The organism is Amycolatopsis sp. cg9 (assembly GCF_041346945.1).
GTDB lineage: Bacteria > Actinomycetota > Actinomycetes > Mycobacteriales > Pseudonocardiaceae > Amycolatopsis.
Window position 1 is genome coordinate 6,760,524 of record NZ_CP166850.1, and the last position, 25,538, is coordinate 6,786,061.

Annotated in this window: 33 protein-coding genes and 1 pseudogene; 23 read left to right on the forward strand and 11 right to left on the reverse strand. The window is 74.8% G+C overall.

Annotated features, from left to right (window positions below; genetic code table 11):
* Nucleotides 1-5 precede the first annotated feature (5 nt).
* Nucleotides 6-383, forward strand: coding sequence for a hypothetical protein (locus AB5J73_RS31390; RefSeq protein ID WP_370962284.1), 378 nt, complete (start codon nucleotides 6-8; stop codon nucleotides 381-383).
* Here AB5J73_RS31390 and AB5J73_RS31395 read toward each other — a convergent pair.
* Nucleotides 367-1,158 (reverse strand): trans-aconitate 2-methyltransferase, encoded by a 792-nt coding sequence (locus AB5J73_RS31395; protein WP_370962285.1) that lies wholly within the window; start codon nucleotides 1,156-1,158, stop codon nucleotides 367-369. The genes AB5J73_RS31390 and AB5J73_RS31395 overlap by 17 nt on opposite strands.
* A 40-nt stretch (nucleotides 1,159-1,198) precedes the next feature.
* Here AB5J73_RS31395 and AB5J73_RS31400 point away from each other — a divergent pair, with 40 nt between their 5' ends.
* From AB5J73_RS31400 to AB5J73_RS31410, 3 genes are all read left to right on the forward strand, one after another.
* A complete protein-coding gene (locus AB5J73_RS31400) occupies nucleotides 1,199-2,758 on the forward strand; it encodes a glycoside hydrolase family 13 protein (protein WP_370962286.1) in 1,560 nt (519 codons plus the stop codon).
* Between the two features lie 101 nt (nucleotides 2,759-2,859).
* Nucleotides 2,860-3,048, forward strand: coding sequence for a hypothetical protein (locus tag AB5J73_RS31405; protein WP_370962287.1), 189 nt, complete (start codon nucleotides 2,860-2,862; stop codon nucleotides 3,046-3,048).
* Nucleotides 3,048-3,233, forward strand: a complete 186-nt coding sequence (locus tag AB5J73_RS31410) for a hypothetical protein (protein ID WP_370962288.1) — start codon at nucleotides 3,048-3,050, stop codon at nucleotides 3,231-3,233. The genes AB5J73_RS31405 and AB5J73_RS31410 overlap by 1 nt, the downstream gene beginning before the upstream one ends.
* Nucleotides 3,234-3,241: 8 nt before the next feature.
* Here AB5J73_RS31410 and AB5J73_RS31415 read toward each other — a convergent pair whose 3' ends face one another.
* On the reverse strand, nucleotides 3,242-4,084 hold the full coding sequence (locus tag AB5J73_RS31415) for a PfkB family carbohydrate kinase (protein ID WP_370962289.1): 843 nt from the start codon (nucleotides 4,082-4,084) through the stop codon (nucleotides 3,242-3,244).
* A gap of 186 nt (nucleotides 4,085-4,270) precedes the next feature.
* Here AB5J73_RS31415 and AB5J73_RS31420 point away from each other — a divergent pair, with 186 nt between their 5' ends.
* The 9 genes from AB5J73_RS31420 to AB5J73_RS31460 all read left to right on the forward strand — a co-directional run bounded on the left by AB5J73_RS31420 (nucleotide 4,271) and on the right by AB5J73_RS31460 (nucleotide 10,708).
* Nucleotides 4,271-5,038, forward strand: coding sequence for an ANTAR domain-containing protein (locus AB5J73_RS31420; RefSeq protein WP_370962290.1), 768 nt, complete (start codon nucleotides 4,271-4,273; stop codon nucleotides 5,036-5,038).
* 94 nt (nucleotides 5,039-5,132) lie between these two features.
* On the forward strand, nucleotides 5,133-5,528 hold the full coding sequence (locus AB5J73_RS31425; protein WP_370962291.1) for an STAS domain-containing protein: 396 nt from the start codon (nucleotides 5,133-5,135) through the stop codon (nucleotides 5,526-5,528).
* Between the two features lie 72 nt (nucleotides 5,529-5,600).
* Nucleotides 5,601-6,335 carry an ANTAR domain-containing protein gene (locus AB5J73_RS31430; protein WP_370962292.1) on the forward strand — a complete coding sequence of 245 codons (735 nt, stop codon included), beginning with the start codon at nucleotides 5,601-5,603 and terminating at the stop codon, nucleotides 6,333-6,335.
* 16 nt (nucleotides 6,336-6,351) lie between these two features.
* Complete coding sequence (ligD, locus tag AB5J73_RS31435) at nucleotides 6,352-7,272, forward strand: non-homologous end-joining DNA ligase (protein WP_370962293.1); 921 nt, start codon at nucleotides 6,352-6,354, stop codon at nucleotides 7,270-7,272.
* A gap of 240 nt (nucleotides 7,273-7,512) precedes the next feature.
* The gene (locus tag AB5J73_RS31440; protein WP_370962294.1) at nucleotides 7,513-7,917 is read left to right on the forward strand and encodes an STAS domain-containing protein; all 405 of its coding nucleotides are present in this window, start codon (nucleotides 7,513-7,515) and stop codon (nucleotides 7,915-7,917) included.
* Between the two features lie 62 nt (nucleotides 7,918-7,979).
* Entirely contained in the window at nucleotides 7,980-8,399 is a 420-nt protein-coding gene (locus AB5J73_RS31445; protein WP_370962295.1) for a DUF6292 family protein, read from the forward strand.
* 50 nt (nucleotides 8,400-8,449) lie between these two features.
* On the forward strand, nucleotides 8,450-9,424 hold the full coding sequence (gene ligD, locus AB5J73_RS31450) for a non-homologous end-joining DNA ligase (protein ID WP_370962296.1): 975 nt from the start codon (nucleotides 8,450-8,452) through the stop codon (nucleotides 9,422-9,424).
* A 40-nt stretch (nucleotides 9,425-9,464) separates the two neighbouring features.
* On the forward strand, nucleotides 9,465-9,887 hold the full coding sequence (locus tag AB5J73_RS31455; RefSeq protein WP_370962297.1) for a GyrI-like domain-containing protein: 423 nt from the start codon (nucleotides 9,465-9,467) through the stop codon (nucleotides 9,885-9,887).
* 479 nt (nucleotides 9,888-10,366) lie between these two features.
* Nucleotides 10,367-10,708, forward strand: coding sequence for a DoxX family protein (locus AB5J73_RS31460; RefSeq protein ID WP_370962298.1), 342 nt, complete (start codon nucleotides 10,367-10,369; stop codon nucleotides 10,706-10,708).
* Here the strand turns inward: AB5J73_RS31460 and AB5J73_RS31465 are convergent.
* Nucleotides 10,666-11,517, reverse strand: coding sequence for an alpha/beta fold hydrolase (locus AB5J73_RS31465; protein WP_370962299.1), 852 nt, complete (start codon nucleotides 11,515-11,517; stop codon nucleotides 10,666-10,668). The two genes, AB5J73_RS31460 and AB5J73_RS31465, sit on opposite strands and share 43 nt — an antisense overlap.
* Entirely contained in the window at nucleotides 11,514-12,536 is a 1,023-nt protein-coding gene (locus tag AB5J73_RS31470) for an alpha/beta hydrolase (RefSeq protein WP_370962300.1), read from the reverse strand. Before AB5J73_RS31470 ends, AB5J73_RS31465 begins: the two co-directional genes overlap by 4 nt.
* A 133-nt stretch (nucleotides 12,537-12,669) precedes the next feature.
* Here AB5J73_RS31470 and AB5J73_RS31475 point away from each other — a divergent pair, with 133 nt between their 5' ends.
* From AB5J73_RS31475 to AB5J73_RS31485, 3 genes are read left to right on the forward strand one after another with little or no spacing between them, the layout of a single operon-like run.
* Nucleotides 12,670-13,350 carry a hypothetical protein gene (locus tag AB5J73_RS31475; protein WP_370962301.1) on the forward strand — a complete coding sequence of 227 codons (681 nt, stop codon included), beginning with the start codon at nucleotides 12,670-12,672 and terminating at the stop codon, nucleotides 13,348-13,350.
* Nucleotides 13,350-13,892, forward strand: a complete 543-nt coding sequence (locus AB5J73_RS31480; protein ID WP_370962302.1) for a DUF6529 family protein — start codon at nucleotides 13,350-13,352, stop codon at nucleotides 13,890-13,892. Before AB5J73_RS31475 ends, AB5J73_RS31480 begins: the two co-directional genes overlap by 1 nt.
* Nucleotides 13,893-13,905: 13 nt before the next feature.
* Nucleotides 13,906-14,334 (forward strand): Rieske (2Fe-2S) protein, encoded by a 429-nt coding sequence (locus AB5J73_RS31485; RefSeq protein ID WP_370962303.1) that lies wholly within the window; start codon nucleotides 13,906-13,908, stop codon nucleotides 14,332-14,334.
* On the opposite strand, the gene AB5J73_RS31490 is transcribed toward AB5J73_RS31485, so the two are convergent.
* Complete coding sequence (locus AB5J73_RS31490) at nucleotides 14,331-16,238, reverse strand: hypothetical protein (RefSeq protein ID WP_370962304.1); 1,908 nt, start codon at nucleotides 16,236-16,238, stop codon at nucleotides 14,331-14,333. The two genes, AB5J73_RS31485 and AB5J73_RS31490, sit on opposite strands and share 4 nt — an antisense overlap.
* Before the next feature lie 134 nt (nucleotides 16,239-16,372).
* Between AB5J73_RS31490 and AB5J73_RS31495 the strand changes: the two genes are divergently transcribed.
* Entirely contained in the window at nucleotides 16,373-17,284 is a 912-nt protein-coding gene (locus tag AB5J73_RS31495) for a DUF3800 domain-containing protein (protein ID WP_370962305.1), read from the forward strand.
* Here the strand turns inward: AB5J73_RS31495 and AB5J73_RS31500 are convergent.
* Nucleotides 17,274-18,731 (reverse strand): serine/threonine-protein kinase, encoded by a 1,458-nt coding sequence (locus tag AB5J73_RS31500; RefSeq protein ID WP_370962306.1) that lies wholly within the window; start codon nucleotides 18,729-18,731, stop codon nucleotides 17,274-17,276. The two genes, AB5J73_RS31495 and AB5J73_RS31500, sit on opposite strands and share 11 nt — an antisense overlap.
* An 83-nt stretch (nucleotides 18,732-18,814) precedes the next feature.
* On the opposite strand from AB5J73_RS31500, the gene AB5J73_RS31505 reads away from it, so the two are divergent.
* Nucleotides 18,815-19,717: a GNAT family N-acetyltransferase gene (locus AB5J73_RS31505; protein ID WP_370962307.1), complete on the forward strand. Its 903-nt coding sequence runs from the start codon at nucleotides 18,815-18,817 to the stop codon at nucleotides 19,715-19,717.
* Nucleotides 19,717-20,625 (forward strand): NAD-dependent protein deacetylase, encoded by a 909-nt coding sequence (locus tag AB5J73_RS31510; RefSeq protein ID WP_370962308.1) that lies wholly within the window; start codon nucleotides 19,717-19,719, stop codon nucleotides 20,623-20,625. The genes AB5J73_RS31505 and AB5J73_RS31510 overlap by 1 nt, the downstream gene beginning before the upstream one ends.
* Here AB5J73_RS31510 and AB5J73_RS31515 read toward each other — a convergent pair.
* The 3 genes from AB5J73_RS31515 to AB5J73_RS31525 all read right to left on the reverse strand — a co-directional run bounded on the left by AB5J73_RS31515 (nucleotide 20,597) and on the right by AB5J73_RS31525 (nucleotide 22,853).
* A complete protein-coding gene (locus tag AB5J73_RS31515; RefSeq protein ID WP_370962309.1) occupies nucleotides 20,597-21,163 on the reverse strand; it encodes a TIGR03086 family metal-binding protein in 567 nt (188 codons plus the stop codon). The two genes, AB5J73_RS31510 and AB5J73_RS31515, sit on opposite strands and share 29 nt — an antisense overlap.
* A gap of 221 nt (nucleotides 21,164-21,384) precedes the next feature.
* Complete coding sequence (locus tag AB5J73_RS31520; protein ID WP_370962310.1) at nucleotides 21,385-21,882, reverse strand: group II truncated hemoglobin; 498 nt, start codon at nucleotides 21,880-21,882, stop codon at nucleotides 21,385-21,387.
* Nucleotides 21,883-21,914: 32 nt separating this feature from the next.
* Nucleotides 21,915-22,853 (reverse strand): NAD(P)/FAD-dependent oxidoreductase, encoded by a 939-nt coding sequence (locus tag AB5J73_RS31525; RefSeq protein WP_370962311.1) that lies wholly within the window; start codon nucleotides 22,851-22,853, stop codon nucleotides 21,915-21,917.
* A gap of 77 nt (nucleotides 22,854-22,930) precedes the next feature.
* Here AB5J73_RS31525 and AB5J73_RS31530 point away from each other — a divergent pair, with 77 nt between their 5' ends.
* Both AB5J73_RS31530 and AB5J73_RS31535 read left to right on the forward strand, forming a co-directional pair.
* Nucleotides 22,931-23,515, forward strand: a complete 585-nt coding sequence (locus tag AB5J73_RS31530; protein ID WP_370962312.1) for a helix-turn-helix domain-containing protein — start codon at nucleotides 22,931-22,933, stop codon at nucleotides 23,513-23,515.
* A 168-nt stretch (nucleotides 23,516-23,683) separates the two neighbouring features.
* Nucleotides 23,684-23,833, forward strand: a pseudogene (locus AB5J73_RS31535) (zinc-binding dehydrogenase); the annotation flags it as partial.
* 18 nt (nucleotides 23,834-23,851) lie between these two features.
* On the opposite strand, the gene AB5J73_RS31540 reads toward AB5J73_RS31535, so the two are convergent.
* Complete coding sequence (locus tag AB5J73_RS31540; RefSeq protein ID WP_370962313.1) at nucleotides 23,852-24,340, reverse strand: N-acetyltransferase family protein; 489 nt, start codon at nucleotides 24,338-24,340, stop codon at nucleotides 23,852-23,854.
* 18 nt (nucleotides 24,341-24,358) lie between these two features.
* Between AB5J73_RS31540 and AB5J73_RS31545 the strand changes: the two genes are divergently transcribed.
* Entirely contained in the window at nucleotides 24,359-24,928 is a 570-nt protein-coding gene (locus AB5J73_RS31545) for a helix-turn-helix domain-containing protein (RefSeq protein ID WP_370973402.1), read from the forward strand.
* A 60-nt stretch (nucleotides 24,929-24,988) separates the two neighbouring features.
* Nucleotides 24,989-25,249: a hypothetical protein gene (locus AB5J73_RS31550; protein ID WP_370962314.1), complete on the forward strand. Its 261-nt coding sequence runs from the start codon at nucleotides 24,989-24,991 to the stop codon at nucleotides 25,247-25,249.
* Between the two features lies 1 nt (nucleotide 25,250).
* On the opposite strand, the gene AB5J73_RS31555 is transcribed toward AB5J73_RS31550, so the two are convergent.
* The gene (locus AB5J73_RS31555) at nucleotides 25,251-25,466 is read right to left on the reverse strand and encodes a hypothetical protein (protein ID WP_370962315.1); all 216 of its coding nucleotides are present in this window, start codon (nucleotides 25,464-25,466) and stop codon (nucleotides 25,251-25,253) included.
* Between the last annotated feature and the right edge of the window lie 72 nt (nucleotides 25,467-25,538).

Below are 25,538 nucleotides of genomic sequence, written 5' to 3' on the forward strand. Positions count from 1 at the left end.
GACGCATGAGCGACATCGCCGGGATGAAGGCCGAGCTGGACGGTCTCGTCCGCGAGCAGGCCGATCGCCGTGCCTTGCGCGAACAGCAGGGCGAGGAGATCAAGGCCCGCTCGCAGGAGTACATGACCAAGCAGGTCCAGGCGGCCGAGCGGTACGTGCAGCACATCCGCGAGGTCGCGCAGCGCAAGACGAAGTCCGGCTGGAGCACCGACCGGTCCCACGCCGAGCCGGCCTCCGCCTTCGATGCGGAGGAGTACCCCGGCCCGGGCGGGTTCGCGCCGGCCCCGGCGCCGTCCCCGCGGCCGGTTCGGGACGAGCCGCGGCCCGCCCGCCGTCCGCGGGCGGCCGTCGAGGAAGAAGAGGACTTCAACAACCCCTGGTGACCGGCGTCCAGACGTCGACGGCGATCTCGCCGGACCGTTCGGCGTACGTCCCGGGCAGCAGCTGCCGGAGTTCCGCTTCGAACTCCGGCAGCCGGTCGCCGAACAGGTGGGGTGCCGCGCTGGACAACGAGAAGACGCTGTCGACGACCTCGTCCGCGGTGCGGGTGACCGCTTGGCCCGGGACCGCGAACCGCCTCGGCCCGGTGAACCCCGCGGCGCGGTAGACGTCGGCTTCCCCGCCGGCGGTGCCGCCGGGCAGGGAGCCCCGGCCCGCGCGCCGCACCGGGCCGAGGTACTTCCGGACCAGCTCGGTGATCGCCGCCCGCGGCACGGTTCCTTCGGCGCCTTCGTGCGTCGTCGCGTGGACGTGGGCGAGGACGCCGCCCGGCGCCAGCATCCCGCGCACCGCCGCGGCCACCCGCGGCCGGTCCAGCCAGTGGAACGACTGGGCGAACGTCACCAGCCGGAACTCCCCGAGCCCGGCCGGCAGCTCTTCGGCCCGCCGGTGCACCCACCGGCAGCTCCCGGTGTCGAGCCGGGCGGCTTCGCGGAGCATGTCCGCGTCCGCGTCGAGCCCGACCGCTTCGGCGAAGTGCGGCGCCAGCAGCAGCGTCAGCGAGCCCGGTCCGCAGCCGACGTCGAGCAGCCGCCCGGAGCCGTCCAGCCCCAGCGCGGCGGCGAACGCCGCGCCGAGCGCCGCCGGGTAGGGGAGCCGGCCGCGCGCGTAGTGCGCGGCGCTGCCGGCGTACAGGGTCGCGTCCCACTCCCAGGTCACGTGCCGAGCGTAGGCCACCGGGTCCCGGATACTCGGTGTCATGGACGCGAATTGGTGGCGGGACGCCGTGGTTTACGAAGTCTACGTACGCAGCTTCGCCGACTCGAACGGCGACGGCACCGGCGATCTCGCCGGGCTGCGCTCGAGGCTGGGGTACCTGGCCGAACTCGGGATCGACGCCGTGTGGACCACGCCGTGGTACCGCTCGCCGATGGTCGACGGCGGGTACGACGTCGAAGACCACCGCGAAGCCGACCCGCTGTTCGGCAGCGACTACGACGTGCCGGAACTGGTCGCCGAAGCGCACCGGCTCGGGCTGCGGGTGCTGATCGACGTCGTGCCGAACCACACTTCCGACCGCCACCGCTGGTTCCGGGCCGCGCTGGCCGCCGGGCCCGGCGCGCCCGAACGCGCGCGCTACCACTTCCGGCCGGGCCGCGGCCCCGGTGGCGAGCTGCCGCCGACCGACTGGCGCAGCGTCTTCGGCGGGCCCGCCTGGACCCGCGTGGCCGACGGCGAGTGGTACCTGCACCTGTTCGCCCCCGAGCAGCCCGACCTGAACTGGGACCACCCCGAGGTCCGCGCCGAATTCGAAGACCTGCTGCGGTTCTGGTTCGCCCGCGGGGTCGACGGCGTCCGCATCGACGTCGCCCACGGCCTGCTCAAGGACCCGGCGTTCCCCGACCTCGGCGCCGACGAGGAGGAGATCGCGCAGCCGCCGGACCGCAGCGGGCACCCGCACTGGGACCTCGACGGCGTCCACGACATCTACCGCGCGTGGCGGAAGGTCGCCGGCGAGTTCGGCCCGGACCGGGTGTTCGTCGCCGAAGCGTGGGTCGACCGGCCGGACCGCCTCGCCCGGTACGTCCGCCCGGACGAGCTGCACACCGCGTTCAACTTCGACTTCCTGCGCTGCGACTGGGATGCCGCGGCCCTGCGCGAGGTGATCGACCGGACGCTCGACGCCCTCGGCGCGGTCGGCGCGCCCGCGACCTGGGTGCTGTCCAACCACGACGTCGTCCGGCACGTGACGCGGTTCGGCGATCCGCGCCGGGCCCGGGCCGCGCTGCTGCTCATGCTCGCCCTGCCCGGCGGCGCCTACCTGTACCAGGGCGAGGAGCTGGGCCTGGAGGAGGTCGAGGACCTGCCCGAGGAGGTGCTCGCCGACCCGACGTGGGAACGCTCCGGTCACACCCGCCGCGGCCGCGACGGCTGCCGCGTGCCGCTGCCGTGGTCGGGCTCGGCGCCGCCGTTCGGCTTCACCGGCGGCGACGCGCCGACGTGGCTGCCGCAGCCCGCCCACTGGCGGACGCTGACCGCGGCGGCCCAGGCGGGCGACCCGGACTCGATGCTGAGCCTCTACCGCGCCGCCCTCGCCCAGCGCCGGGAGCACCCCGCGCTGGGCGACGGGACGATGACGTGGCTGCCCGCCCCGGACGGCGTGCTGTCCTTCACGCGGGAGCCCGGGTTCGGGTGCGTGGTGAACCTGTCCGCCGAGCCGTACGCGCTGCCGGACGGTGTCCGGGTGCTGCTCGCGAGCGGTCCGCTCGGCGGCGGCCGCGTGCCGCCGGACGGCGCGGTGTGGCTCGCCAGGAGTTGAACGGGCATCACCCGGAAGAGTTGGGTGGAGCGGTGTGAACGCGGACGCGGCGGGGTAACCGGTCGCGTCCACCGCACCCCGACCGAGCCGGAGGTCCTCCGATGCCCGTGCGCACCGCCGCCCCGCCCGCCACCGACGTCGTCGGCCTGGCGCTCGAAGTCCTCGCGGCACAAGGGCTGACCCGGCCGGCCGCGCACGCGGCCCTCGTGGCGATGGCGCGGGAGCGGGGCCTGCCGGTGACGCGCTGCGCGGCGCTCGTCGTGGCCGCGGTCGACGGGCGGGCGGGCTGATGGCCGTCACCGGCGGGTTTTCGCGGACCGGGAACGACGACACGGCGGCGGTGGGCGGGGGCGTGCTGCTCGCGGTCGGGCTGGTGGTCGCGTTCTTCACCTGGTGGTCGTGGTGGACCGCGGCGGGGATCGCGCTGGCCGCCGCCGGCGCGGTGTGGCTGGCGGTGGCGAACCGGAACGGGTGACGGGTGCGTCAGGCGTGTACCGGCTCCAGCTTCCGGGGCCGCAACCGGTCGAGGCCGGAGCGGGACAGGCGGGGCCGGCCGCCCGCGTGCTCGGTCGTCGCCGCGGCCGCCGCGACCGCGAGGCTCGCCGCCGTCTCCAGCGGGTGACGGCGGGTGAGCGCCGCGGTCAGGGTCGCCACCAGCGCGTCCCCGGCGCCGGTCCGGTCGACGACGTCGGTCTCGACGTGCGGCACGAACCACGTCCCCACCGCTCCGGCGAAGAGGTTCCCTTCGTCTCCCACTTCCAGGACGACCAGCGCCGGTCCGCGCCGCCGGAGGTCCGCGGCGGCCCGGGCGGCCGCGGCGACGTCCGGCACCGGCTGCCCGGTGAGCAGCTCGGCCTCGTGGCCGTCCGCGCGGACGACGTCGGCGAGGGCGAGCAGGTCCGGGGTGAGCTCGTCGTCCCGGGGTGCGCCGTCCAGCACCACGCGGGTGCCCGCGGTGTGCGCCAGCCGCGCCGCCAGCAACGCCACCGCGGCGGGTTGCTGCAGCTGCACGATGAGGGAGCCGGCGGCCGAGATCGGCGCCGACGCGGCGAGGACGTCGGTCTCGGCGAGCAGCGTGCCGTCCGGGGCGTCCCCGAGCAACGCCGTCTCGGCGCCGGGGCGGCGGACGACGTGCGCCGTGCCGATCCGGTCGGCTCTGGCCTGCGCGAGCAGCGAGTCGCCCGCGCTGTCCCGGCCGACGACGCCGACCAGCGCCACCGACGTCCCGAGCTGGCTCAGGGCGAGGGCCTGGTTGGCGCCCTTCCCGCCGAGCTGGTCCTGGCGGTCGCGGGCGATCTGCCCGGCGACGACGACCTCGCTGAACATCACCGGTACCGGCGGTCGGTCATGGTGCCTCCTCACGTCCACCGACCGGCTACCCGCCCGGGGGTGGCGGGAAAACCGCTCATTCGGGTTGTGCGGTGGTCGTCCCGGCCGGTGTTGCGTCCGGCCGCCGGATGTGAACGTGCCCGGCTTGCGGTAAATCATGAAGCGGAACGGGTGGAGGTGTCGGTGACCGAAACGTTGATGAGCGCGGCCGACCGGTGGAAGCCGCTGACCGAGCTGCTGCAGGCGCTGCTCGAACGGATCGCCGTCGAGGTGCCGGGGTGCCTCGGCGCGGCGCTGACCGTCAGCCACGGCGACCGCCCGCCTCGGGTGCTGGCCACCGCGGGCGTCGCCGAACACCTCGTGCCCGCGCAGCTGGCCCGCGGCGGCCCGGTCGCGCTCGCGGCCGCCACCGGCGAGCCGGTCACGACGGACGACCTCTTCGGCGACCCGCGCTGGCCGGAGCTGACCCGGGACGCCGTGTTCGCGGACATCCGGTACGAGGCGGTCCGGGGCGCGGTCGCGTTCCCGGGGTACTGGGACGACAGCGGCGCCTTCGTGCTGTCGGCGACGCTCGACCGGCCGCCCGGCGCCGGCCCGCTCGCGATCCTGCGGCGGTTCGAGAAGCTCACCGAAATGACCCTCGTCGTAGCCGAGACCGCCACCGCGGGCGATCCCGACCAGATGCTGGAACTGCTGGCCTCCCGTGCCGCGATCGAACAGGCGAAGGGCGTGATCATGGCCGTCCGGCGGTGCCCGCCCGACGAGGCCTGGCAGACGCTGCGCCGGACGAGCCAGGAGTTCAACGTCAAGGTCCGTGAGCTGGCCGTCGCCCTGGTGGAGCACGTCGGCGGCGGGGTCGCGGCGCAGCCCGAAGGCACGCCCGAGATCCGGCCCGGCGCGGCGGCCCACCACGCGGCCGAACGGCTCTGGACGGCGTTCACCGCGAAATAGGGCGTTTCCCCGCCGGGTGTTTGGGTACCAAGACCCCGTCGTTGATCACCCGTCGCGTCGCCGGCCCAGCCGGCGCGGAAGGCCTGCCGAACCCGTGTCCCCCACACCACCGGTCCCGACCCGGTCCGCGCCGCTCACGGCGCGCCGGACGGCGTACCGCCCCGGTCTCCTCGTGCTGACCTTCGCCGGCGAGATCGACGCGCTGACCCTGCCGATCCTCGAGCGCGAGCTGGGCTCGGCCCCGCCGGGGACGACGGTGGCGGACCTGACGCACGTGGCGTTCGTCGGCCTGGCCGGCGCCCGCGCCCTGGCGGCGGCCGCCGAGCGCGCCGACGCCGAGGGCCGCCGCTTCTGCGTGGTGGCGAACAGCCGCACGCTCGCCCGGCTGTTCCGGGTGACCGGGCTGGCCGCGAGCGTCCCGATGTTCGCGTCCCTGTCCGACGCGCTGCGCGAGCTGCTGGCCACCGGGGTGCACGGCGCGGCCGGCTGAGCGGCGCGCCGGACATGGTCCGGCCGGAAACGGGTACCCGGGGCGTCCTGCGGCCGACCGGGAGGAGCCGGAATGGAACCCACCGCGACGGCCTCGCCGCTGTTCGACGAGGTCACCGGGGCGCTGGAAGCCCTCAGCTCCGTCCTGCACGAGGAGGACGACTTCGAAATCCTGCTGCGGCACATCTGCCGGCAGGTGCGCCACGCGGTCCCCGGGGTGGACGAGGCGTCGATCACGCTGGTGACCGCGGCGGGCCCGCGCACCGCGTCGGCGACGAGCGACGTCGTGAGCGAGCTCGACGCCGACCAGTACCGCCTCGGTGACGGCCCCTGCCTCGAGGCGGTTCGCAGCGGCAAGATCGTCCGCACGGCGGTTTCCGACGCGGTCGAGCGCTGGCCGGCCTTCGCCGAGGGCGCCGAGGAGGCGGGGTTCGCCAGCTTCCTCGCCGCGCCGCTGGTGGCGGACGAGCAGTTCGCCGGCGCGGTCAACTGCTTCGGCCGCCAGGACGGCGGCTTCGCGGAGGTCGAAGCGCAACGGCTCGAGCTCTACACGGTGGCGGTGGAGGCGATCCTGCGCGTCTACCACCGGTACCTGCGCGCGCGGGACACCGCCGAGCACCTGCGGACGGCGCTGACCTCCCGCGCGGTGATCGACCAGGCCAAGGGCATGCTGATGGCGATCCGCCGGATCGACGCCGACGACGCGTTCGCCCTGCTGGTGGACCAGTCGCAGCGGGAGAACACGAAGCTGCGCGAGGTCGCGGAGCGGTTCGTGGCCCGCGTGGTGTCCGGCGGCGCCGCGCCCTGACCGGTACCTTGGTGGCGTGGCGGGCAACCGGATCACGGTGCGGGTGGGCGAACGGCAGCTGACGCTCTCCAACCTCGAAAAGGTCCTCTACCCGCGCCACGGCTTCACCAAGGGCGAGGTGCTCGACTACTACACGCGGATCGCGCCTTTGCTGCTGCCGCACATCCGCGACCGGGCGATGACGTTCGTGCGCTTCCCCGACGGCGTCGACGGCGGGTCGTTCTTCGAAAAGGACGTCTCGCGGCACGCCCCCGAGTGGGTCCGCACCGCGCGCCTGACCGTCGGCGGCCGGGGCGGTGAGTCCGTGGTCGTGGCCTACCCGCTGATCAACGACCTGCCCGAGCTCGTGTGGGCGGCCAACCTCGCCGCGCTCGAACTGCACGTCCACCAGTGGACCGTCGGTCCCGACGATGAGCGGAGCACGCCGGACCGGCTGGTGTTCGACCTCGACCCCGGTCCCGGCGCGACGGTCGTCGACTGCTCCCGGGTCGCCGAACGCCTCTACGAAGTCCTCACCGGACACGGGTTCACGCCGGTGGCGAAGACGAGCGGCGCCAAGGGCATGCAGGTCTACGCGGGCGTCGAGACCGAGGACCCCGGAGCGCCATCGCAGTACGCGAAGGCGCTGGCGGAACGGCTCGCCGCGGAGACACCGGACCTCGTCGTGGCGCGCATGACGAAAAATCTGCGTCCCGGCAAGGTTTTCATCGACTGGAGCCAGAACAACCCGTTCAAGACCACCGTGGCGCCGTACTCGCTGCGCGGGCGCGACGAGCCGACGGTGTCGACCCCGGTCACCTGGGACGAGGTGCGCGCCTGCCGGCACGTTTCGCACCTCCGGTTCACCGCCGACGAGGTACTGGCGCGGGTCGAGGACACCGGAGATCTTTTCGCGGATCTGGGCCGCACCAGGGTCCCCATTCCTGCGTTCGGCTGAATTTCGGAAACCGCAATTCCGCGGCCGGCGCGGTCCCGTTCCCGCCGCGCGGTGGCGGTGAATTGCGGAAGCGTCATCCCGACCAGGAACTCTTGATCGTCCTCTGTGGACTCGTGCACGTGCAGACGGCCGTGTCGGTGCACGGCAGCGCCCGCCGCGCGATCGGCGTTGTGCGGCAAGGTGGACGAAGTGGGTACGGTCTACGCGTAAACCGTCAGCATGAGCCGCCCGGAGCCGGTCATGAAGATCCAGAAACCGCCGCGGCTTTCGCGAGCCTTCGGCCGCAGTTCGCCCGGGGCGTTGTGCGAACCGTTCTCGGTCACCACGACGTTCGCCGGTGACCGGTGCACGGTCGTCGCCGTGGCGGGCGACATCGATATGGCGACCGTGGCGATTTTTGTCGAATGCGCGGAAACCGCGCTGGCGGCGGGCGGGGCGCTCGTCGTCGACCTCGGCGAAGTGGCGTTCTGCTCCGGGGCGGGCCTCCGCGCGCTGCACCGGGTGCAGTGGCGCGCCGACGAGGTGGCCGTCCCGGTCGCGTGGGTGGTGCGCACGCCGCCGATGTGGCGGCTGCTGCGGGGGACCGGCATCGCCGGCTTCGCCTGCTACCGGGACCGGGCCGACGCGCTCGCCGCGTTCGGCTGATCCCCGCTCCACCGGCCGGGCAGGGTGCGCGGCCGGGTTTCGGCGCAAGAGAAGGGAAACGGGTGTCCGGCCTGATCGACACCGATCTCGAGTTCTGGTTCCAGCGCGGCCTGCGCGCGTATCTGGGCGAGGTGGCCAGGGCACTCGGCTTCGGCCTCGAGTCCTGCACTGTGGACGTGGACGTCCCGGTGTCGGCCTACGTGGCGGTGGACTGGCGGCTGCGCCGGTTCCCCGACCGCGACGTCGCCCTGCTCTGGGACGAGGTGCACGGCTGGGCGGTCGCCGTCGAGGCGGCGTGCGGGGAGGAGATGATCGTGCTGGCCTACCTCGGCGGCGCGGACATCCTGCCGCCGCCGCGCGTGCTCGTCGGGTTCCTGACCGCGCTGCGGGCCGGTGCGGTGGAACCGGACGGGCCGGGGTCGCCGGTGCTGCGCCGCGCCGGCAGCCACCAGGAGCTCCTGCCGCTGCTGCCGGCCCGATGACCGCGCCGGCCGCCGGTCCTCCACACTGGACGGCGGTGGGGGAGGTGGCGATGGGGACGGTCCCGGACGCGGTGGCGCCGATGCTGGCCGTCGACGGGCCGCTCCCGGACGACGACCGCCACGGCTACGAGTGGAAGTGGGACGGCTTCCGCGGCTGCGCCCGGATCGCGGCCACCGGCGAAGCCCGGATCACCAGCCGCAGCGGCAGCGACCACACCCACCGCTACCCCGAGCTGCGGGACGTCTTCGGCCCCGCGCTCGGCGGGCACGCGGCGGTGCTGGACGGCGAGGTGGTCGCGCTGAACGCGGCCGGCCGCCCGGAGTTCGAGCTGATGCAGCGCCGCGCGATGCACGAGCCGACGGCGAAGCTGCGGGCCGAGGTCCCGGTCGTCTACTTCGCGTTCGACGTGCTGCGCGTCGGGAGCGAGTCGCTGCTGGACCGGCCGTACGAGCAGCGGCGGCAGCTCCTCGCGGAGCTGGTGCGCCCCTCGGACGGCCGGCTGGTGGTGCCGCCCTGGTACACCCGCGCCGACATCGCACCGGACCAGCTCCTGGCGACGGCGGCCGAGCACGGCATCGAGGGCGTCGTCGCCAAGCGCCTGGACGCGCCCTACCTGCCGGGCACGCGCTCACCGTCGTGGATCAAGCGCGCTCTGACGCAGACGCGCGAAGTGGTGATCGGCGGCTGGCGCCCGGGCGCGGGCCGCCGCGCGGGCACCCTCGGCGCCCTCCTGCTCGGCGCGCACGACGGCGACGGTGCCCTGGTGTACCTCGGCGACGTCGGCACGGGGTTCACCGACGACGCGCTGGAGCACCTCCGGACCGTCCTGACCCCGCTGGCCCGCCCGGCGAGCCCGTTCGCGACCGAAGTGCCCCGCGACCGCGCCCGCGGCGCCCAGTGGATCGAGCCGGCACTGGTCGGCGAGGTCGTCTACCGGCGGCTGACCCCGGATCTCCGGCTGCGCCACACCTCCTGGCGCGGCCTGCGCCCCGACCGGGCACCGGACGAGGTGCGGATCCCGTGACGGCCGGGAATCGTCGGTGCCGGGTGGTTTCCTCGTCGGCATGGCACCTTCGGCACTGACCGCACCCCCCGCCCGCATCGAGCGGGCGGACGTGGCCGTCATGGAACGGACGACGGCCGACGACCTGCCGTCGATCCAGGCGCTCTGGCCGTGGTTCGAGCGGCTCGTCGGGCTGCGCGGCCGGAAGATGTACGCGCGCGTCGACGAGCGGGCGGGCACCTACACCGTCTGCACCCCGGTGCGCGAGGGCGACCGGCCGGCGGAGCTGGGCCTGGCGACCGGAGTGCTCCCCGGCGGCCGGTACCTGCGCGGCCAGTTGTCCGGCGAGCCACCGGGGATCTACGCGCGGATCGGCACCGCGATGGCCGAGTTGCAGGCCGCCGTTGCCGTGGACGAGAGCCGGCCGCTCGTCGAGTTCTACCGCCGCCGCGACCGCATCGAGCTGTGGGTGCCGGTCCCGTGACGGGCTCGCGTTCCTTGCCGTGTCGGCGTGGCGGGACCGCGTCCGGGTTCCGGGTGAAGGGACCCGGCGGTGGGTCCTTGGCCGGCGAGCTGTGCGGGTTGGTGCCGCGGTGGTCGAGCTGCGGTCGGCCGCCCCCGGGGGGCGACCAAACCGAGCTGTGGTGCCGTTTGGCGATCGCCGCGCGTTCCTTGCCGTGTCGGCGAGGCGGGACCGCGTCCGGGTTCCGGGTGAAGGGACCCGGCGGTGGGTCCTTGGCCGGCGAGCTGTGCGGGTTGGTGCCGCGATGGTCGAGCTGCAGCCCGCCGCCGCGACCGCATCGAGCTGTGGGTGCCGCGCCCCCCGCGTGATCGGCGACGGTGCGGGGGTGGTCCGGCGCCCACTGTGATCGCGGTCACGGCCGGTCACATCGGGCTCGCGGGCGGAGTCGTGGGGGTGATGGCGCCGGAACCCCGGCGCCGCGACCTTCCCGAGGAGTTCCGATGTCGACTGCCTACCTGATCGTCACCCTTGCCGCCGCGGCGTTCGTGGGGTTCTCGGCCGTTTCGGTGTTCACCCGCGCGAAGTGGGTTGTCGAGCCGATCACCGAATACGGTGTGCCGGAAGCGTGGTGGACGTGGCTCGGTGCGGCCAAGGCGGCCGGTGCGGTGGGCCTGGTCGTCGGGCTGTTCGTGCCGCCGATCGGGGTCGCGGCGGCGATCGGCTTGGTGCTGTACTTCGCCGGTGCGGTCGTCACCGTGCTGCGGGCCCGGTCGTACGGGCACGTGGTCTTCCCGCTGATCTACGTGGCGCCGGTGGTCGCTTCGCTGGCGCTGCTCGCCTGATCGGCGAGCCAGGTGAGCGCGGCGGCGGCGTGGTCCAGCACGGAGATGTGGCCGTCGCCGGGGGTGAGGCGGAGCTCGGCGCCGGGGCACCGCTCGGCGAGCCACCGGCTGTGCGCCGCGGGGACCATCCGGTCGTCCTCGCCGTGCACCAGCAGCACCGGCGCGGTGATGGCCGCGGGGTCGGCGCCCCACGGCGCGACGTAGGCGAGGTCGTCGTCGATCAGCCCGACGGCCCCGAGCGCGGGCTGCACGACGCTGTCGAGCCAGGACCACGACCCCTTCAGCGCGGCGAAGTCGCCGTCGGTGAAGACCGCGGGGTCGAACCGGGCCGTCGCTTCGTACGCCTCCTTGGCGGCCCGGCCTTCGACGGCGGCCCGCAGGGCACCCGGGCCGGCCATGCCCGCGAACCAGGTTTCGTCGTGGAACGGCGCCACCGCGGCGAGACCGGCGGCCGCGAGGACGCGATCGGGCAGCAGCGCCGCACAGGCGAGCGCGTGGGAGCTGCCCCCGGAGTGGCCCAGAACGGCGAAGCGCCCGATCCCGAGCGCTCCGGTGACGGCGGTCGCGTACTCGGCCGCGGTCCCGACGGTCCGCCCCGGCACCGGCGTGGAGCTGCCGTACCCGGGCCGGTCGTAGGCGACCCAGCGGATCCCGAGCTCCTCGCCGAGCGGCAGCAGCGGCCCGGGCGGCGCCCCGAGGTTGGGCGTGCCGTGGTGCCAGAGGACGGTGAGGCCCGGACCCCCGCTGTCGTATGCGTGCAAGGTCCGCCCGTCAGGCAGCGTCAGGTCGTGTTCGGCGAAAGCGGTCACCGGGCCAGCCGTTCGGCCAGCCACGCCAGCGAGAGCGGGTAGCGGTAGTCGATCGCCGCGTGGCCGGCGTCGAACAGCTCGAAGCGCACGCGCTCGTCCGGCAGGCCCGCTTCGGCGATCGCCGCCCGGAAGGCCTGCGCGCCGAGGTCGAGGTAGTACTCGTCGCTCGTGCCCGCGTCGATCCACACCGCGCGCAGCGCGCGGATAGCCGCCGCGTGGTCCGGCACCATCCGGACCGGGTCCCACGCCAGCCAGCGCTCCCACACCTCCGGCCGCACCGCGCCGGTCAGCGGGTCGCACGGCAGCTCCGGCGTCCCGTCTTCCCGCGCCGAGAAGCACGCCGAGACGCCGAGCAGCTGCAGCAGGGTCGCGTCCTCCGGCTTCGTGAACGACGGGCGCGCGCGGAAGTCCGCCCACCACTTGAAGATGTCCTGGTCGTAGCCGCGCAGGGCACGGGCCGCCTTGCCGAAGTCCTGGAGGTAGCTCAGCTCGTACAGCGAGTCGCCCGCGTGCGTGGCCAGCGCGCCGAACAGGTCGGGGCGCAGCATCGGCGTGATCATCGCGCCGAACCCGCCCGACGACTTGCCGGCGATCGCCCGCGACTCCGGGACCGGCAGGGTGCGGTAGCGCGCGTCCACCCACGGCACGATCTCGTCGCACAGGTACGAGTGGTAGCGGCCGGTGCCCGGCGAATCGACGAACTGGGAGCCGCCGTACGCGGTCCACGCGTCGACGTACACGACCACGCAGCCCGGGGCTCCGCCGGCGAAGACCGCGTCGGCGGTCTCGAGGAAGGTCTGCCGGAACGGCGTCCGGTTGGCCCACATCGCCACGTGCCCGGTGTAGCCCTGGATGACGTACACCGCCGGGTACCGCTGGTCGCCGTCGTCGTAGCCCGGCGGGACGTACACCCACAGCGGCCGTTCGTGCGGATCGCCGAGCGGGTTGCCGCGCAGCAGCTCGGACTCCACGGTGTGCCGGTCGAGCCGGCCGGCGAGGTCGCCTTCCCAGGGCAGCATGGCGCCAGTCAACCAGAACCACCCGGTTGCGGGGGCTAAGCGATACCTCTTTTCCACGCGTAGCGTTGAGCCGTTCCGCCCCGACCTCCGTGTTACGGGCACGGTGGTGGGTCAGGGGAATGCGGGGAAGATCATGAAACATCCGGGGCCGTTGTACACGTTGCTCGCCGGCGTCGCGCTCGCCGGCGGGATCGGGGTCGTCAACCTGGCGACCGGGACCGGCGCCGCGCCGGTCGCCGGCGCCGCGAGCGCGGCGGGTGCCGCGAGCGGCACCACGGCGGCACCGCCGCCGGCCGCGACGACGACGTCGGAAGCGCCGAAGCCCGCGGCACCCGCGCGAGCGGACTACGCCGGACGGGTGACCGGCGGTGGCGCGTCGGTCGCGGTGTCGGTGCGCGACGGCCACGCCATCGCCTACCTCTGCGACGGCAAAAAGGTCGAAGCGTGGCTGCAAGGCGTGACGGCCGGCGGCCAGCTGGACCTGAAGGGCGCCAAGAACGCCGCCCTGACCGGCAGTTACGACGCCACCGCGGTCACCGGCTCGGTCACCGCGGCCGGCAGGACGTGGCAGTTCACCGCGCCGGTGGCGAAGAAGCCCGCCGGGCTCTACCGGGCGGCGCCGAAGGTGAAGGGGCAGCAGGCGAAGGTGGGCTGGATCGTGCTGCCCGACGGCAGCCAGGTCGGCATCCTCGCCGCGGGCGACGACACCGCGGCCGCCCCGCCGCTCGACGCGGCCAAGGGCACCGCGACCGTCGACGGCGCCGCGGTGACCGCCGAGGCGATCAGCGGCCTGGCCGGGACCGGTGACTTCTGATGACCACGGCCGGGCACCGCACCGCGGTCGCGCTCCTGGTCCCGCTGCTCGCCGGCGCCGTCGTCGCGGTGGTGCTGGGCGTCTACGGCAGCCTGCACACGCCGACCGGCGTGGCGGTGAACGTCGCCGGGTTCTCCGGTCCGCAGTCGGTGAAGGCGTGGCTGGCCACGGTGGTCGTCGTGCTCGCCGTCGTCCAGCTGCTCTCGGCGCTTTCGCTGTACGGCAGGCTCGGGACGGCCCCCACATGGATGGGCGCCGTGCACCGCTGGTCGGGCCGGGTGGCCTTCCTCGTGTCGATCCCGGTGGCGCTGCACTGCCTCTACGCGCTCGGGTTCCAGTCGTTCGACACCCGCGTCCTGCTGCACTCGCTGCTGGGCTGCTTCTTCTACGGCGTGTTCGTCGCGAAGATGCTGCTGCTGCGCAAGGACGGCGCGCCCGCGTGGGCGCTGCCGGTGCTCGGCGGGCTCGTCTTCACCGGGCTGGTCGGGCTCTGGCTGAGCGCGTCGCTGTGGTTCTTCACCCAGTCCGGCTTGACCTTCTAGGCGGAGGACGACAGTGCGCGACGACGAAACGGACCCGGTGCTGGCGCGCCGGACGGCGCTGACGGTCCTGGGCGCCGGGCTGGTGGCCGGCTGCAGCACCTACGGCGGTACGCAGGCGCCACCTTCGGCCGCCCAGCAGCCCCCGGCGGCCGGCGGCACGGAACTCGGGGCGGCCGCGGACATCCCGGTCGGCGGCGGCAAGGTGTTCGCGGACAAGCAGGTGGTGGTGACGCAGCCGGTGGCGGGAACCTTCGCGGCCTTCTCCGCCGTCTGCACCCACCAGGGCTGCACGGTGGACGCGGTCGCGGACGGCACCATCGACTGCCCGTGCCACGGCAGCAAGTTCAAGGTCGCCGACGGCTCGGTCGCGAACGGACCGGCGTCGCAACCGCTGGCGAAGAAGGCGGTCACGGTCACCGGCGGCAAGATCACCCTCGCCTAGGTGTAGGCCTTCGCGACGGCCCGGCCGTCAACCGTCCACATCGGACTCGACGTGTCCACGTCGCCGGGCAGCACGGTCCGCCCGTCCGTGCAGGCGTACCCGGAGCCGGCGACGGCGAGGCACTGCAGACCGTCCGCCAGCGTGAGCAGGAAGGGATCGGCGGTCCCACCGGGCTGCGGCGGCGACGGCAGGCCGCCGGCGTAGGTCAGCAGCACGGCCCGGGTGGCCGACGTCGGGCAGGCGACCCGCGGCTCCGGCCCGGCGAAGCACGGGTCGTAGGTGGTGCCGCCGCTCGTGCACCGGTAGGCGTCGTGGCGGCCGGACACCGCGGAGACCGCCCCGCACCGCCCGGCCGCCCGGGCCGTCGCCGCCCCGGTTTTCGGCCGGTACTCGACGGTCTGCGTGAACCGCTGCGCGCGGCCGGCGGTGAGGGAGACCGCGAAGGCGGGGCCGGTCGCGGCCGCCGCGTTCGCCACCGCCCCGATCCCGGCGGCGAGGAACCAGCGCACGGTGTCCCCACCGTCCGGGTGGCAGGGGCCGAGCGCCGCCCACACCTCGGCGGCCAGGTCGGTGCCCGGCCGGTCCGCGGTGTAGTGGGCGGCCGTGGCGGCGGCGGCGCAGGCCGTCACGTCCGGCGCCGGCTCATCGGCCGAGCCGAACAACACGGCCACGCGGTGGGCCGCCGCGGCGAGCGTCGCACCGAGGGCGGCGCCGGGATCGGCTTGGCCCCGCAGAGTCGCCGGCAGGCGGGCGAACGGGACCTCGTAGGTCACCGCGGCACCGGGCCACAGGAGGTCCCGCTGCGGGGTGCGGCCGGTGCGCGCGGCCGATTCCGGCCAGCCGGGAGGAACGGCGAGCCGGTAGGGCACGCGCGCGTTCGAGGTCAGGGTGACCCCCGCCCGCCCGGCCCCCGCGGTGAGGCATACCCAGACCGGCCCTTGCGACGGCCCGGGGTCGGTCGGACCGCCGGAGTCGGCGGCTCGTCCGGGCGCGCCGCTGGAACTGGCCGCGTGCTCGGGGGTGGTGGTCGCGCGGCTGGAGTCGGCTGCGTGCGCGGAATCGGTGTTCGCGCCGCCGGAGCTGGTGACTTGTCCGGGCGAGCCGCCTGGGCTGGCGGCTTGTCCGGGACTGCTGCCGGAACCGGCGGCTTGCTCGGCGTCGGTGTTCGTGCTGCTGGAGTTGGCCGCGCGTCCGGGCGAGCCGCCGGGGCTGGCGGCTTGTCCGGGACTGCTGCCGGAACCGGCGGCTTGCTCGGCGTCGGTGTTCGTGCTGCTGGAGTTGGCCGCGTGTCCGGAACCGGCCGCGCGGGGCGAGCCGGTCGCGTGCCCGGGGGTGGCGGTCGTGCTGCCGGAGCCAGCCGCATGCCCGGGATCGGTGGCCGTGCCGCCGGAACCGGCGGCCTGCTCGGCAGCGACCGTCACACCACCCGAACTCGCCGCGCGCCCGGCGCACTCCGGCTTCGGCGCCGGAGCGGGCACCACGTCCCGCCCGAGCGCGGCGAGGTCGAGCAGCCCGCCCCAGAACCGGCCCGGCCGCGGCAGGTCCGCCACGATGCTCCGCGTCGCCGTGTCGTAGGCGGCCGGCAGGAGCCGGGTGCCGTCCGCCGTGATCACGACCGGTGCGAACCCCGGTGAGGGGGCCGGTGCGGTGATCCGCAGCCGCGGGGTGCCGCCGGTGAAAGCGATGTCGGCGCCGCCGCCGGTCCGGTGTGTCAGTGGCGTCGGCACCGCCGGTTCCGGTGCCGGGTGCACCTCCGCCCGGCCGCCGGTCACCTCGACCCCGTGGACCGTCCCAGGCGGACTCACCGGAAACCTCTGCTGCACCAGGGTTCCCGTCCCGCCCAGCAGCAACGCGACCACGGCCGCGGTGAGCGCGAGCCGGGCCGGCCGGTTGTCCGTGGCCATGCGCGCCTCCCCGGGTACCCCTGTTCTTCGCGAGTCACCGGACCCGCCGTGGTCGTTAGCCGCCGTGGCCCAACCGTGACCGCGGGGCGGCAAAGCGGTCGCCGCGGGCGGCGGGCTCTGGCACCATCGGGCGGGTGAGCCCGGTCGAGATCGCCTGCGACGAGTCGGGCTCGGAGGGCGAAAACCTGCTCGGCGGCGAAACCGACGTCTTCGCCCACGCCGGGGTGCGGCTGAGCCCCGAGGCCGCGGCGGCCTGCGTGCGCGAGATCCGGGCGCGTATCGGCTCCCCGGCCGAGGAGTACAAGGCCAACCATCTGCTGCGCGCCAAGCACCGCGCGGTCCTCGAGTGGCTGCTCGACCCCGGCGGCCCGCTCGCCGGCCGCGGCCACGTCCACCTGACCGGCAAGACGTTCTTCGCCGTGCGCGCCGCGGTCGAGCTGCTGGCCGGACCGGACACCGGCGAGCTGGCCCGCACCCTGCACCGCGCGGGCCCCGCCGCGTTCGGCGCCGCCCGCTGGGAGTACTTCCTGACCGCGTTCACCAGCGTGCTGCGGCGCAACCCCCGGCGCGGCGTGACGACCTCGCCGGAACGGTTCTTCGCGCTGGTCGACGAACTCGCCGCGACCCCGGGCGAAGCCGGCGAGATCCTCGGCCTCTTCCGCGGCGGCGGCGACCGCGTGGCCGCCTACCGCGCCCGGCTGGCGAGCGATCCCGGCCTGGTGCCGGTGCTGGACCCGCTGGTGCCAGCGGTGATCCACACGGTCCGCCACTGGAGCGCCGACGGCACGCCGGTCGCCCTGGTGCACGACGAGCAGCTCGCCCTGACCGCCGAGCGCGTGCTGCAGCTCAAGGCCACCCTCGGCCACCGCCTGGCCGGCGTCCGGTTCGTCGACTCCCGCGCCGACGCCCGGGTCCAGATCGCCGACTTCCTCGCCGGCGTCGCCCGCCGCATCGCCTCCGACGAGCTGAACGGCCGCGGCGACGCCCGCCTGACCGGGCTGCTGAAGTCCTTTGTGGACACCGAATGGGACGGGCTCAGCAGCTGAGCACCTGCGCCGGCGAACTCGTGTTGTCGAGCCGCTTGACGTACGCGCCGCCGCTGCGCCGGGCGCACGCGGTTTCCTTGGTGGCGAACGGCCCGGCGTAGACGGCGTACACGTCGGCGCCGTTCAGCCGCTGCCGCAGCGACCCGCAGCCGGTGGTCGGTGCGTGCAGGTAGCTCGAGCCGGGGTGGGTGTCGAGGAAGCGCTGGACGTCGGCGCGGTAGCGGGCCGGGGTCACGGCGGAGCCGAGGATCACCACGAACGACCCGTCGCACGCGGGCGTGCTCATCGCGGTCGCCAGCCCGAGGTCGGCCCCGCCCGCGACGACCGTGGTGGCGACGGACGTCCGGACGCTCACCTGCGTGGTCGTCACCGGCGGGGTGGTCGGCGGCGGCGTGGGGGAGGGCGTGGCCGACGCCGGGGTCGAGGGCGGGCTCGCCGTCGCCCCGCCCGGGGACGTCGCGCGGAAGAACGTGAACCACGCGGCCACGGCCACGAGGGCGAGCACCGCCACCGCGGCGACCACCCAGGGCGCCTTCGCCGTCCGGGGCCGCTCGGGCACCGGAACCGGATCGGGCGCCGGGGCGACGCGGGTGGCCTGCCGCGTCGGGGGCGCGGCGGCGCCGACCGGGCTGGTGCCGCCGAGCGCGGCCCGCGCGGCGTCCGCCAGCTCCGCGACCGAGCCGAAGCGGTCCGCCGGGTCCTTCGCCATGCCCCGCGCGATCACGTCGTCGAACGCGGCGGGCAGGCCGGGCCGCAGCGCGCTCGGCCGGGGCGGCGGCTGGTGCAGGTGGGCGCCGATCAGCGACGCGGCCGTCGACGCGGGGAACGGCTTGCTGCCGGTCAGGCACTGGTGCAGCACGCAGGCCAGCGAATAGACGTCGACGCGGTGGTCGGCGGGCGCGTCGGTGAAGCGCTCGGGTGCCATGTAGTCGAGGGTGCCGACGGCCCCGCCGGTCGCGGTCAGCCCGGTGTCGGCCCCGGCCGCACGGGCGATCCCGAAGTCCACGAGGTAGGCGAACCCGGTCGCGTCGACGAGCACGTTCGACGGCTTGACGTCCCGGTGCACCAGCCCTTCGGCGTGCGCGGCGGCCAGCGCCCGCGCGACCTGCCCGATGATGTCGACCGCGGCACCCGGCGACGGCGCCCCGCCCGCGGCCAGCCTGCTGCCGAGGTCGTCGCCGTCGACCAGCCGCATGTCGAGGTAGAGCCGCCCGTCGAGCTCCCCGTAGGCGTGGATCGGGATGACGTGCGGCTCGCGCAGCCGCGCCACGGCGTGCGCCTCCCGCCGGAACCGCTCCTGGAACTCCCGGTCGGCGGCGAACCCGGGGGAGAGCAGCTTCAGCGCGACGACGCGGTCGTGGCGCGTGTCGTGGGCGCGGTACACCTTGCCCATCCCGCCGCGGGCGATCAGCGACTCCACGCGGTAGGGCCCGAACTGCCAGCTCACGTTCATCCCTCCGCAGACACCGGGAAGTCGTCGCCTGCGGGCCACGACGTTACACGGAGGGGATTGCTGACTATAGTCAGCGAATGGACCAGGACCTGATCGACGGCGTCCGGCGGTTCAACCGCACGGTCACCCAGCGGATCGGTGCGCTCGACGACGCCTTCCTCGCCCGCGACCGGCCGCTCGGGCAGGCGCGGGTCCTGTGGGAGATCGGCACTCCCGGGCTGGACGTGCGCGAGCTGCGGGAACGGCTCGACCTCGACTCCGGTTACCTGAGCCGGCTGCTGCGCGGGCTCGAGCAGGACGGCCTGGTGCGCGTCGAGCCGAACGCCGCCGACGGCCGGGTGCGGACCGCGCGGCTCACCGAGGCCGGGGCGGCCGAACGCGCCACGCTCGATCGGCTGTCCGACGACGCGGCCGCGTCGATCCTCGATCCGCTGTCCGGTGGTCAGCGCACCCGGCTCGTCGCCGCGATGGCCGAGGTCGAGCGGCTGCTGACGGCGTCGGCGGTCGAGGTCGCGCCGTGCCGGCCGGAGCGGCCCGCGGCGCGGTTCTGCCTGCGCGCCTACTTCGCCGAGCTGGCCCGGCGGTTCGACGACGGCTTCGACCCGGAGCTCAGCACCTCCGCGGCCGACGCCGAGATGACGCCGCCGGCCGGGGTGCTGCTGGTCGCCACGCTGCACGGCGAACCGGTCGGGTGCGGCGCGCTGAAGTTCCCCGGCGGCGCGCCCGCCGAGGTCAAGCGGATGTGGGTGGCACCGTCCGCGCGCGGGCTCGGGCTGGGCCGGCGGTTGCTCGCCGAGCTGGAAGCGCACGCCGCCGGGCAGGGCGTCCGGACGCTGCGGCTGGAGACGAACCGCGCGCTCGCCGAGGCGATCGGGCTGTACCGCGCGGCCGGCTACCGCGAGGTCGAGCCGTTCAACGACGAGCACTACGCCGATCACTGGTTCGAGAAGCACCTCCCCGGCCCCCGTACCCTGGTCTAGTGCGGACCCGGCCCACCCTCTCCTGGACGTCGGCGGACGCGCCGCTGCCGCGGACGTCCAGCCTCGACGAGCTCACCGACGTCGTCGCGCGCGGCCGCGTCGCCGTGCTGAGCGGCGCCGGGCTGTCCACCGAGTCCGGGATCCCCGACTACCGCGGCGAAACCGGCAGCCTGCGCCGGCACACGCCGATGACCTACGACGAGTTCGTCACCAGCGCCGAGGGACGGCAGCGGTACTGGGCGCGCAGCCACCTCGGCTGGCGCACGATCGCCCGCGCCGACCCCAACGACGGCCACCGCGCGGTGACCGCCCTGCGAGAAGGCGGGTACGTCGACGGTGTCATCACCCAGAACGTCGACGGCCTGCACCAGGCGGCCGGCACGGCGGACGCGATCGAGCTGCACGGCAGCCTCGACCGGGTGATCTGCCTGGACTGCCGCCGCACGAGCCCGCGCGCCGACCTGGACCGCCGCCTGCGCGCGGCGAACCCCGCTTTCGACGGCGCGGCCACCCGCATCAACCCGGACGGCGACGTCGAGCTCCCCGACGACGTCGTGCGCCGCTTCACTCCGGTCCCGTGCGCGGACTGCGCGTCCGGCGTGCTGAAACCGGACGTCGTGTTCTTCGGCGAGAACGTCCCGCGCCCGCGCGTCGAGGAGTGCTACCGGCTGGTCGACGCCGCCGAGGCGCTGCTGGTGCTCGGCTCGTCCCTGACGGTGATGTCCGGCCTCCGGTTCGTCCGCCACGCGGCGAAGGCGGGCAAGCCGGTGGTGATCGTCAACCACGGCGAAACGCGCGGCGACCGCTACGCGTCGGTGCGGGTCGACCGCCCGCTCGGCGGGGCGCTGACCGAGCTGGCGGGCCGGCTGGGCTGCGGGCTCACCGGGGATCGCGGCCGAACCGCCTGAGCACCCGGTCCTGCCGCGACGCGCCGGGCTCGTCCGGCGGCGGGGCGGCGAAGACCCGCGAGCTCAGCGCCAGCCCGGCGAAGATGGCGTCGTGGTCCTCGTCGAGCCACGCGACGAGCCCGGGGTCGAGGGTGTCGTCCGCGCCGAGGGCGCGGGCCAGGTCCCAGGTGTGCACGGTGCTGTCGGCCGTGCGGACCGCCAGGGCCCGCCGTCCGGTCAGCTCGCCCAGCGGGTAGTCGACGACGCGGTCCAGCGCGCCGGGCGCGGCGAACGCCGCGGCGCAGGCCCGCACCGACCCGGTGTACGCCGCGACGGGGTCGTCGCCGAGCGCGTCGGCGTCGCGGGCGGCCAGGAACTCGGCCCGGGTGGCGCCGGCGAGGAGCCCGACGTAGTTGAGGTTGCCGCGGGTCATGTGGTTCACCAGCGCCCGCACGTCCCGTTCGGAGCACGGCGTCGGCGCGGCCCAGCCGTCGGCAGGCACCGCGCGGAGGTGGTGCTCGAAACCCTTGCCGGCGAGCAGGAAACGGTCCAGGAGCATGGCCGCCAGTCTGGTGCGGACCCCGCGCGCGGCGCTCGCGGGTTTCGGACGTCGTGGACGAGCCCGGTCCGGGCGGGTGGGGGAACCCGCCCGGACCGGGCTCTGGCGACGGACCTCCACAGCCGGTCGTCGCCTGCAAGACGCGGCGGCCGCCCCAGGCGTTACAGCGCCGTTCGCACCGATCCGGCCGCGGCCACGGCCGGATCGCCCTCGGCGGACGGTTACGTGCCGCTCGGGGGTCCGGCCTGCTTCGAGCCGGACCCGTGCGGTGGCTGCAACCCGTGCCAGGACCAGTGCGGCATGCCGAGCCCGGCGGGGACCTCGGTGGCCGGGCCGGGGTAGGTCAGCACCTCGGCCACCGCCCACTCCATGTAGGCCCGCAGCGCGGCGCGGAACTCGGGATCGGCGGGCAGGCCGGCGTCGTCCGCGGCCTGGACGAAGCACGCCACGAACCGGCGGCCGAGGTCGCTCATGTCGCCGTTACCGGCGTGCATCCGCAGCATCGCCGAGTGGTCGCTGCACTCCTGCGAGAACCGCGGCGGCCCGCCCATGACCTCGGCCCAGTACCGGGCCAGCCGTTCGACGTGCCGCGGGTGCTGGCCCGGGTGTGAGAACGGGTGGTTCAGCTCCGGGTCGGCGAGGCAGCGCTCGTGGTGGGCGGCGGCCAGCGCGAGGAACGCGGGGTCACCGCCGGCGAATTCGTAGAGCGTGGGGCGCACCCGCCGAGCCTGGCACGCCGCGCTCCCGGAAGCTAGCGCGCGCCGGCGGCGGCGCGTTCCGCCGCGGGGGAGAACCCGCCGTAGGCCGCGACGGCGCGCTCGACGTCCTCGGTCACGAGGTCGTGGTTGAGCGCGCCCGCGGCGGCCGCGCCCTGGGCCGCGGCGATGATCACCGTCGCGCGCGCGTCGACGACGTTCCCGGCCGCCCACACCCCCGGCACGCTGGTCTTCCCGCTGGGGTCGACCGCGCCTTCGGTGTAACCGAGCCCGCGCAGGAGCTCGTCGTGCGGGACGGTCCGGGTGCGGAGGAACAGCGCCGTGCGCGGGACGAACCGGTCACCCAGCTCGATCCCGGTCAGCCGGCCGCTCTCCCGGCGCACCGCGGTGACGACGCCGTCGACGACCCGGATGCCGCGCGCGTCGAGCCGTTCGCGGTCCTCTTCGGACGGTGGCGCGGTGTGGGCGAAGTAGACGACGTCGGGGGACCACTGGCGGACGAGCAGCGCGTGCTCGACGCTCCCGGGCTCGGTGCCGAGCACGCCGAGCGGCTCGTCGCGCACTTCGTAACCGTGGCAGTAGGGGCAGGTCACCGCGCCGGTGCCCCAGCTCTCCCGCAGGCCGGGCAGGTCCGGCAGGTCGTCGTGGACGCCGGTGGCGACCAGGACGCGCCGGGCGGTCAGCTCCCGGCCGCTCGCGAGCCGGGCGGTGAACCCGGGTTCGAGCCGCGTCACGCTGTCGTCCAGCAGCTCGACGCCGTAGCCGCCGAGTTCTTCACGGCCGATCTTCAGGAGGTCGGACGGCGGCAGGCCGTCCCGCGAAAGGAAGCCGTGCATGTGTTCGGCCGGGGCGTTGCGCGGTGCCCGGGCGTCGACGACGGCGACCCGCCGCCGCGCGCGGCCCAGCATCAGGGCGGCGTTCAGGCCGGCCGCACCGCCACCCACCACCAGGACGTCATAGCTGTTTTCGGTCATGCCGCCACCTTGAACCCGGCCGCGCGAATCCGACAACTAATGTTGCCGTTTCCGGGACGAGCGGGTTTCCTGGGGGCATGACGGACGCGATCACCCAGGCACTGGCCGAAGTCGGCCCCCGGCTCAAGCGGGTCCGCACCCAGCGGCGGGTCACCCTGGCCGACCTCTCGGCGGCGACGGGCATTTCGAAGAGCACGCTTTCCCGGCTGGAGTCCGGCCAGCGGAAGCCGAGCCTGGAGCTGCTGCTGCCGATCGCGCAGGCCCACCAGGTCCCGCTCGACGAGCTGGTGGGCGCCCCCGAGGTCGGCGACCCCCGCGTCCGCCTCACCGCCCGCCGCATCCCGCGCCACAACGGCGCGACGATGACCGTCCTGCCGCTGACTCGCCAGCCCGGCGCGCCCCAGGCGTTCAAGATGATCCTGGAGGCGGAGACGGGCGAGCCCGATCCCCAGGTCCACGAGGGCTACGAGTGGCTGTACGTCCTTTCGGGACGGTTGCGGCTGGTGCTGGCCGACCGCGACATGGTCCTGGGCCCCGGCGAGGCGGCGGAGTTCGACACGCGGCTGCCGCACTGGTTCGGCGCGGTCGACCGGCCGGCGGAGATCCTCAGCCTGTTCGGGAAGCAGGGGGAGCGGCTCCACCTGCGGGCGAAGTCCCGCTGACTTCTGGACTTGCCGGTCCATTTCGCTCGGCGTCGAGTCCTCGTCCGGCTCCGGGCGGCCGGGGTCGGGACGGTGCCGACCCGGCTGGTCAAGGCGCGGCGGCACGGTGATCGGCCTGGTGTCCCGTGTGGACAAGGTCGCGGTGGGGAGGCGGCCGTCGCCGATCACGTGCCGACGCGCGAAGCCCCGCTCGCGCGGACGGACGAGGTCTTCGGGTTCGTCCGGAGCGGACAGCCGGTGCCCCGCATCGGGCAGCGCTACGCCCTCGCCGACGCCGCGCGGGCCCACCGCGACCTCGAGTCCCGGCGCACGACGGGAAAGCTGCTGCTGCTCCCGTCAGCCCAGGTCCCGCTGCATCAGCAGCGTGTCGAGCCACCGGTCGTGCTTGAACCCGACGTGCCGCAGCACGCCCGCGTCGGTGAAGCCGGCCGCGAGGTGGAGGTTGCGCGAAGCCGGGCTGCCGGAGTCGACGATCACCGCGATCGCCTGCCGCGCCCCGGCTTCGCCGCACCGCCTCAGCAGTTCGCCGAGCAGCCGGCGGCCGTGGCCCCGGCCGGTGGCGCCCGGCGCGAGGTAGATCGTCGTCTCCACCGAGAACCGGTACGCCGGCTTCGGCCGCCACGGCGCCGCCAGCGCGTACCCGAGGACCTCGCCCCCGTCGGCGAGGACGAGGAAGGGCCACGCGCTCTCGCGGATCTTCGCGCGCCACTGGTCCGCGGTCGGCGGCGTGGTCTCGAACGTGACGACGGAGTCGGTCGCGTACGGCGCGAAGACGGCGGCGATGCCCTCGGCGTCAGCCACCGTCGCTTCCTCTATAGTGGACATGGTTGTTATCATAGAGGAATGATCGATCCGGTGCTCCTCGGCCGCCGCCTCCACGAACTCCGCGCCGACCGCGGGCTGGCGCTGAGCGCGCTGGCCAGGGCGGCGGGGGTCAGCGTCAGCATGCTGTCGGCCATCGAGCGCGGCGAGAAGACGCCGACGGTCGTGGTGCTGTCCCGGATCGCCGACGGGCTCGGCCTGTCGCTGTCCCGCCTGCTGGCCGACCTCGAAACCGACCGGGTGATCGTCCGCCGCGCCGCCGAGCAGGAGCACGTCGCCGAGCCGGGCGGCTGGCACCGCACGGTGCTGACCCCGGTCGTCCCCGGCGTCAACTTCGAGTGGATCCGCACGACCCTGCCGCCGCACTGCGACGCGGGCGCGTTCCCCGCCTACGCCCCGGGTTCCCACGAGTTCGTCGCCGTCGAATCGGGTGCGCTGCACCTCGGCGTCGGCGCGGCCGAACACACCCTCCACGCGGGTGACTCGCTCTACTTCCCCGCCGACGCCCCGCATTCGTACGCGAACCGCGGCGACGAACCGTGCGTCTACCACGTCGCCGCGTTGATCATGCGGCCGCGCGGAAACCGGTGACCGCCGCCCGTTTCCGGGTTTCGCCGGTTTCGCGCGCGCCGCGCTGTTACCGTCCCGGCGGTGCGGATCTGGTGCTGCGGGGTCGTCCTGGGTGCGGTTGCGCTGCTCGCCGCCTGCGCCGGCGGCGGATCGGGCACCGGGCGGCTGGTCCCGCCGACCACCTCGACGACGCCGGCCACTTCGGTGACACCGACCACGGACTCCCCGGTGACGACCACTACGCCGCCGGCGACCACGCAGACGAGGGCGCACCCGCCGACGGCGACCACGAAGAAGACGACCACCCCGCGTCACACGACGACGCGGCGGCGCCCGCGCTGAGTCAGCGCCCGCGCAGGCGGGGCCGCGCCAGCCCGACCGCGGCCAGGACGATCAGCGCGACCGCCGCCACCGCCGCGATCACCGACAGGACGGGCGCGCGGGTGTCCGCGCTCGACAACGTGAGGACACTGGACAGGAGCAGGACCGCGCCCACGCCCAGGTTCAGCCAGCACAACGGGGCGGTGGTCGGGATGAAGTGCCAACGCCGTTCGGCCATCGAACCTCCTTGATCGATCTGCACCCCGGAGCTGCCCCGATCGGGTGGCGCTCAAACCGGCGGGAATCCGCC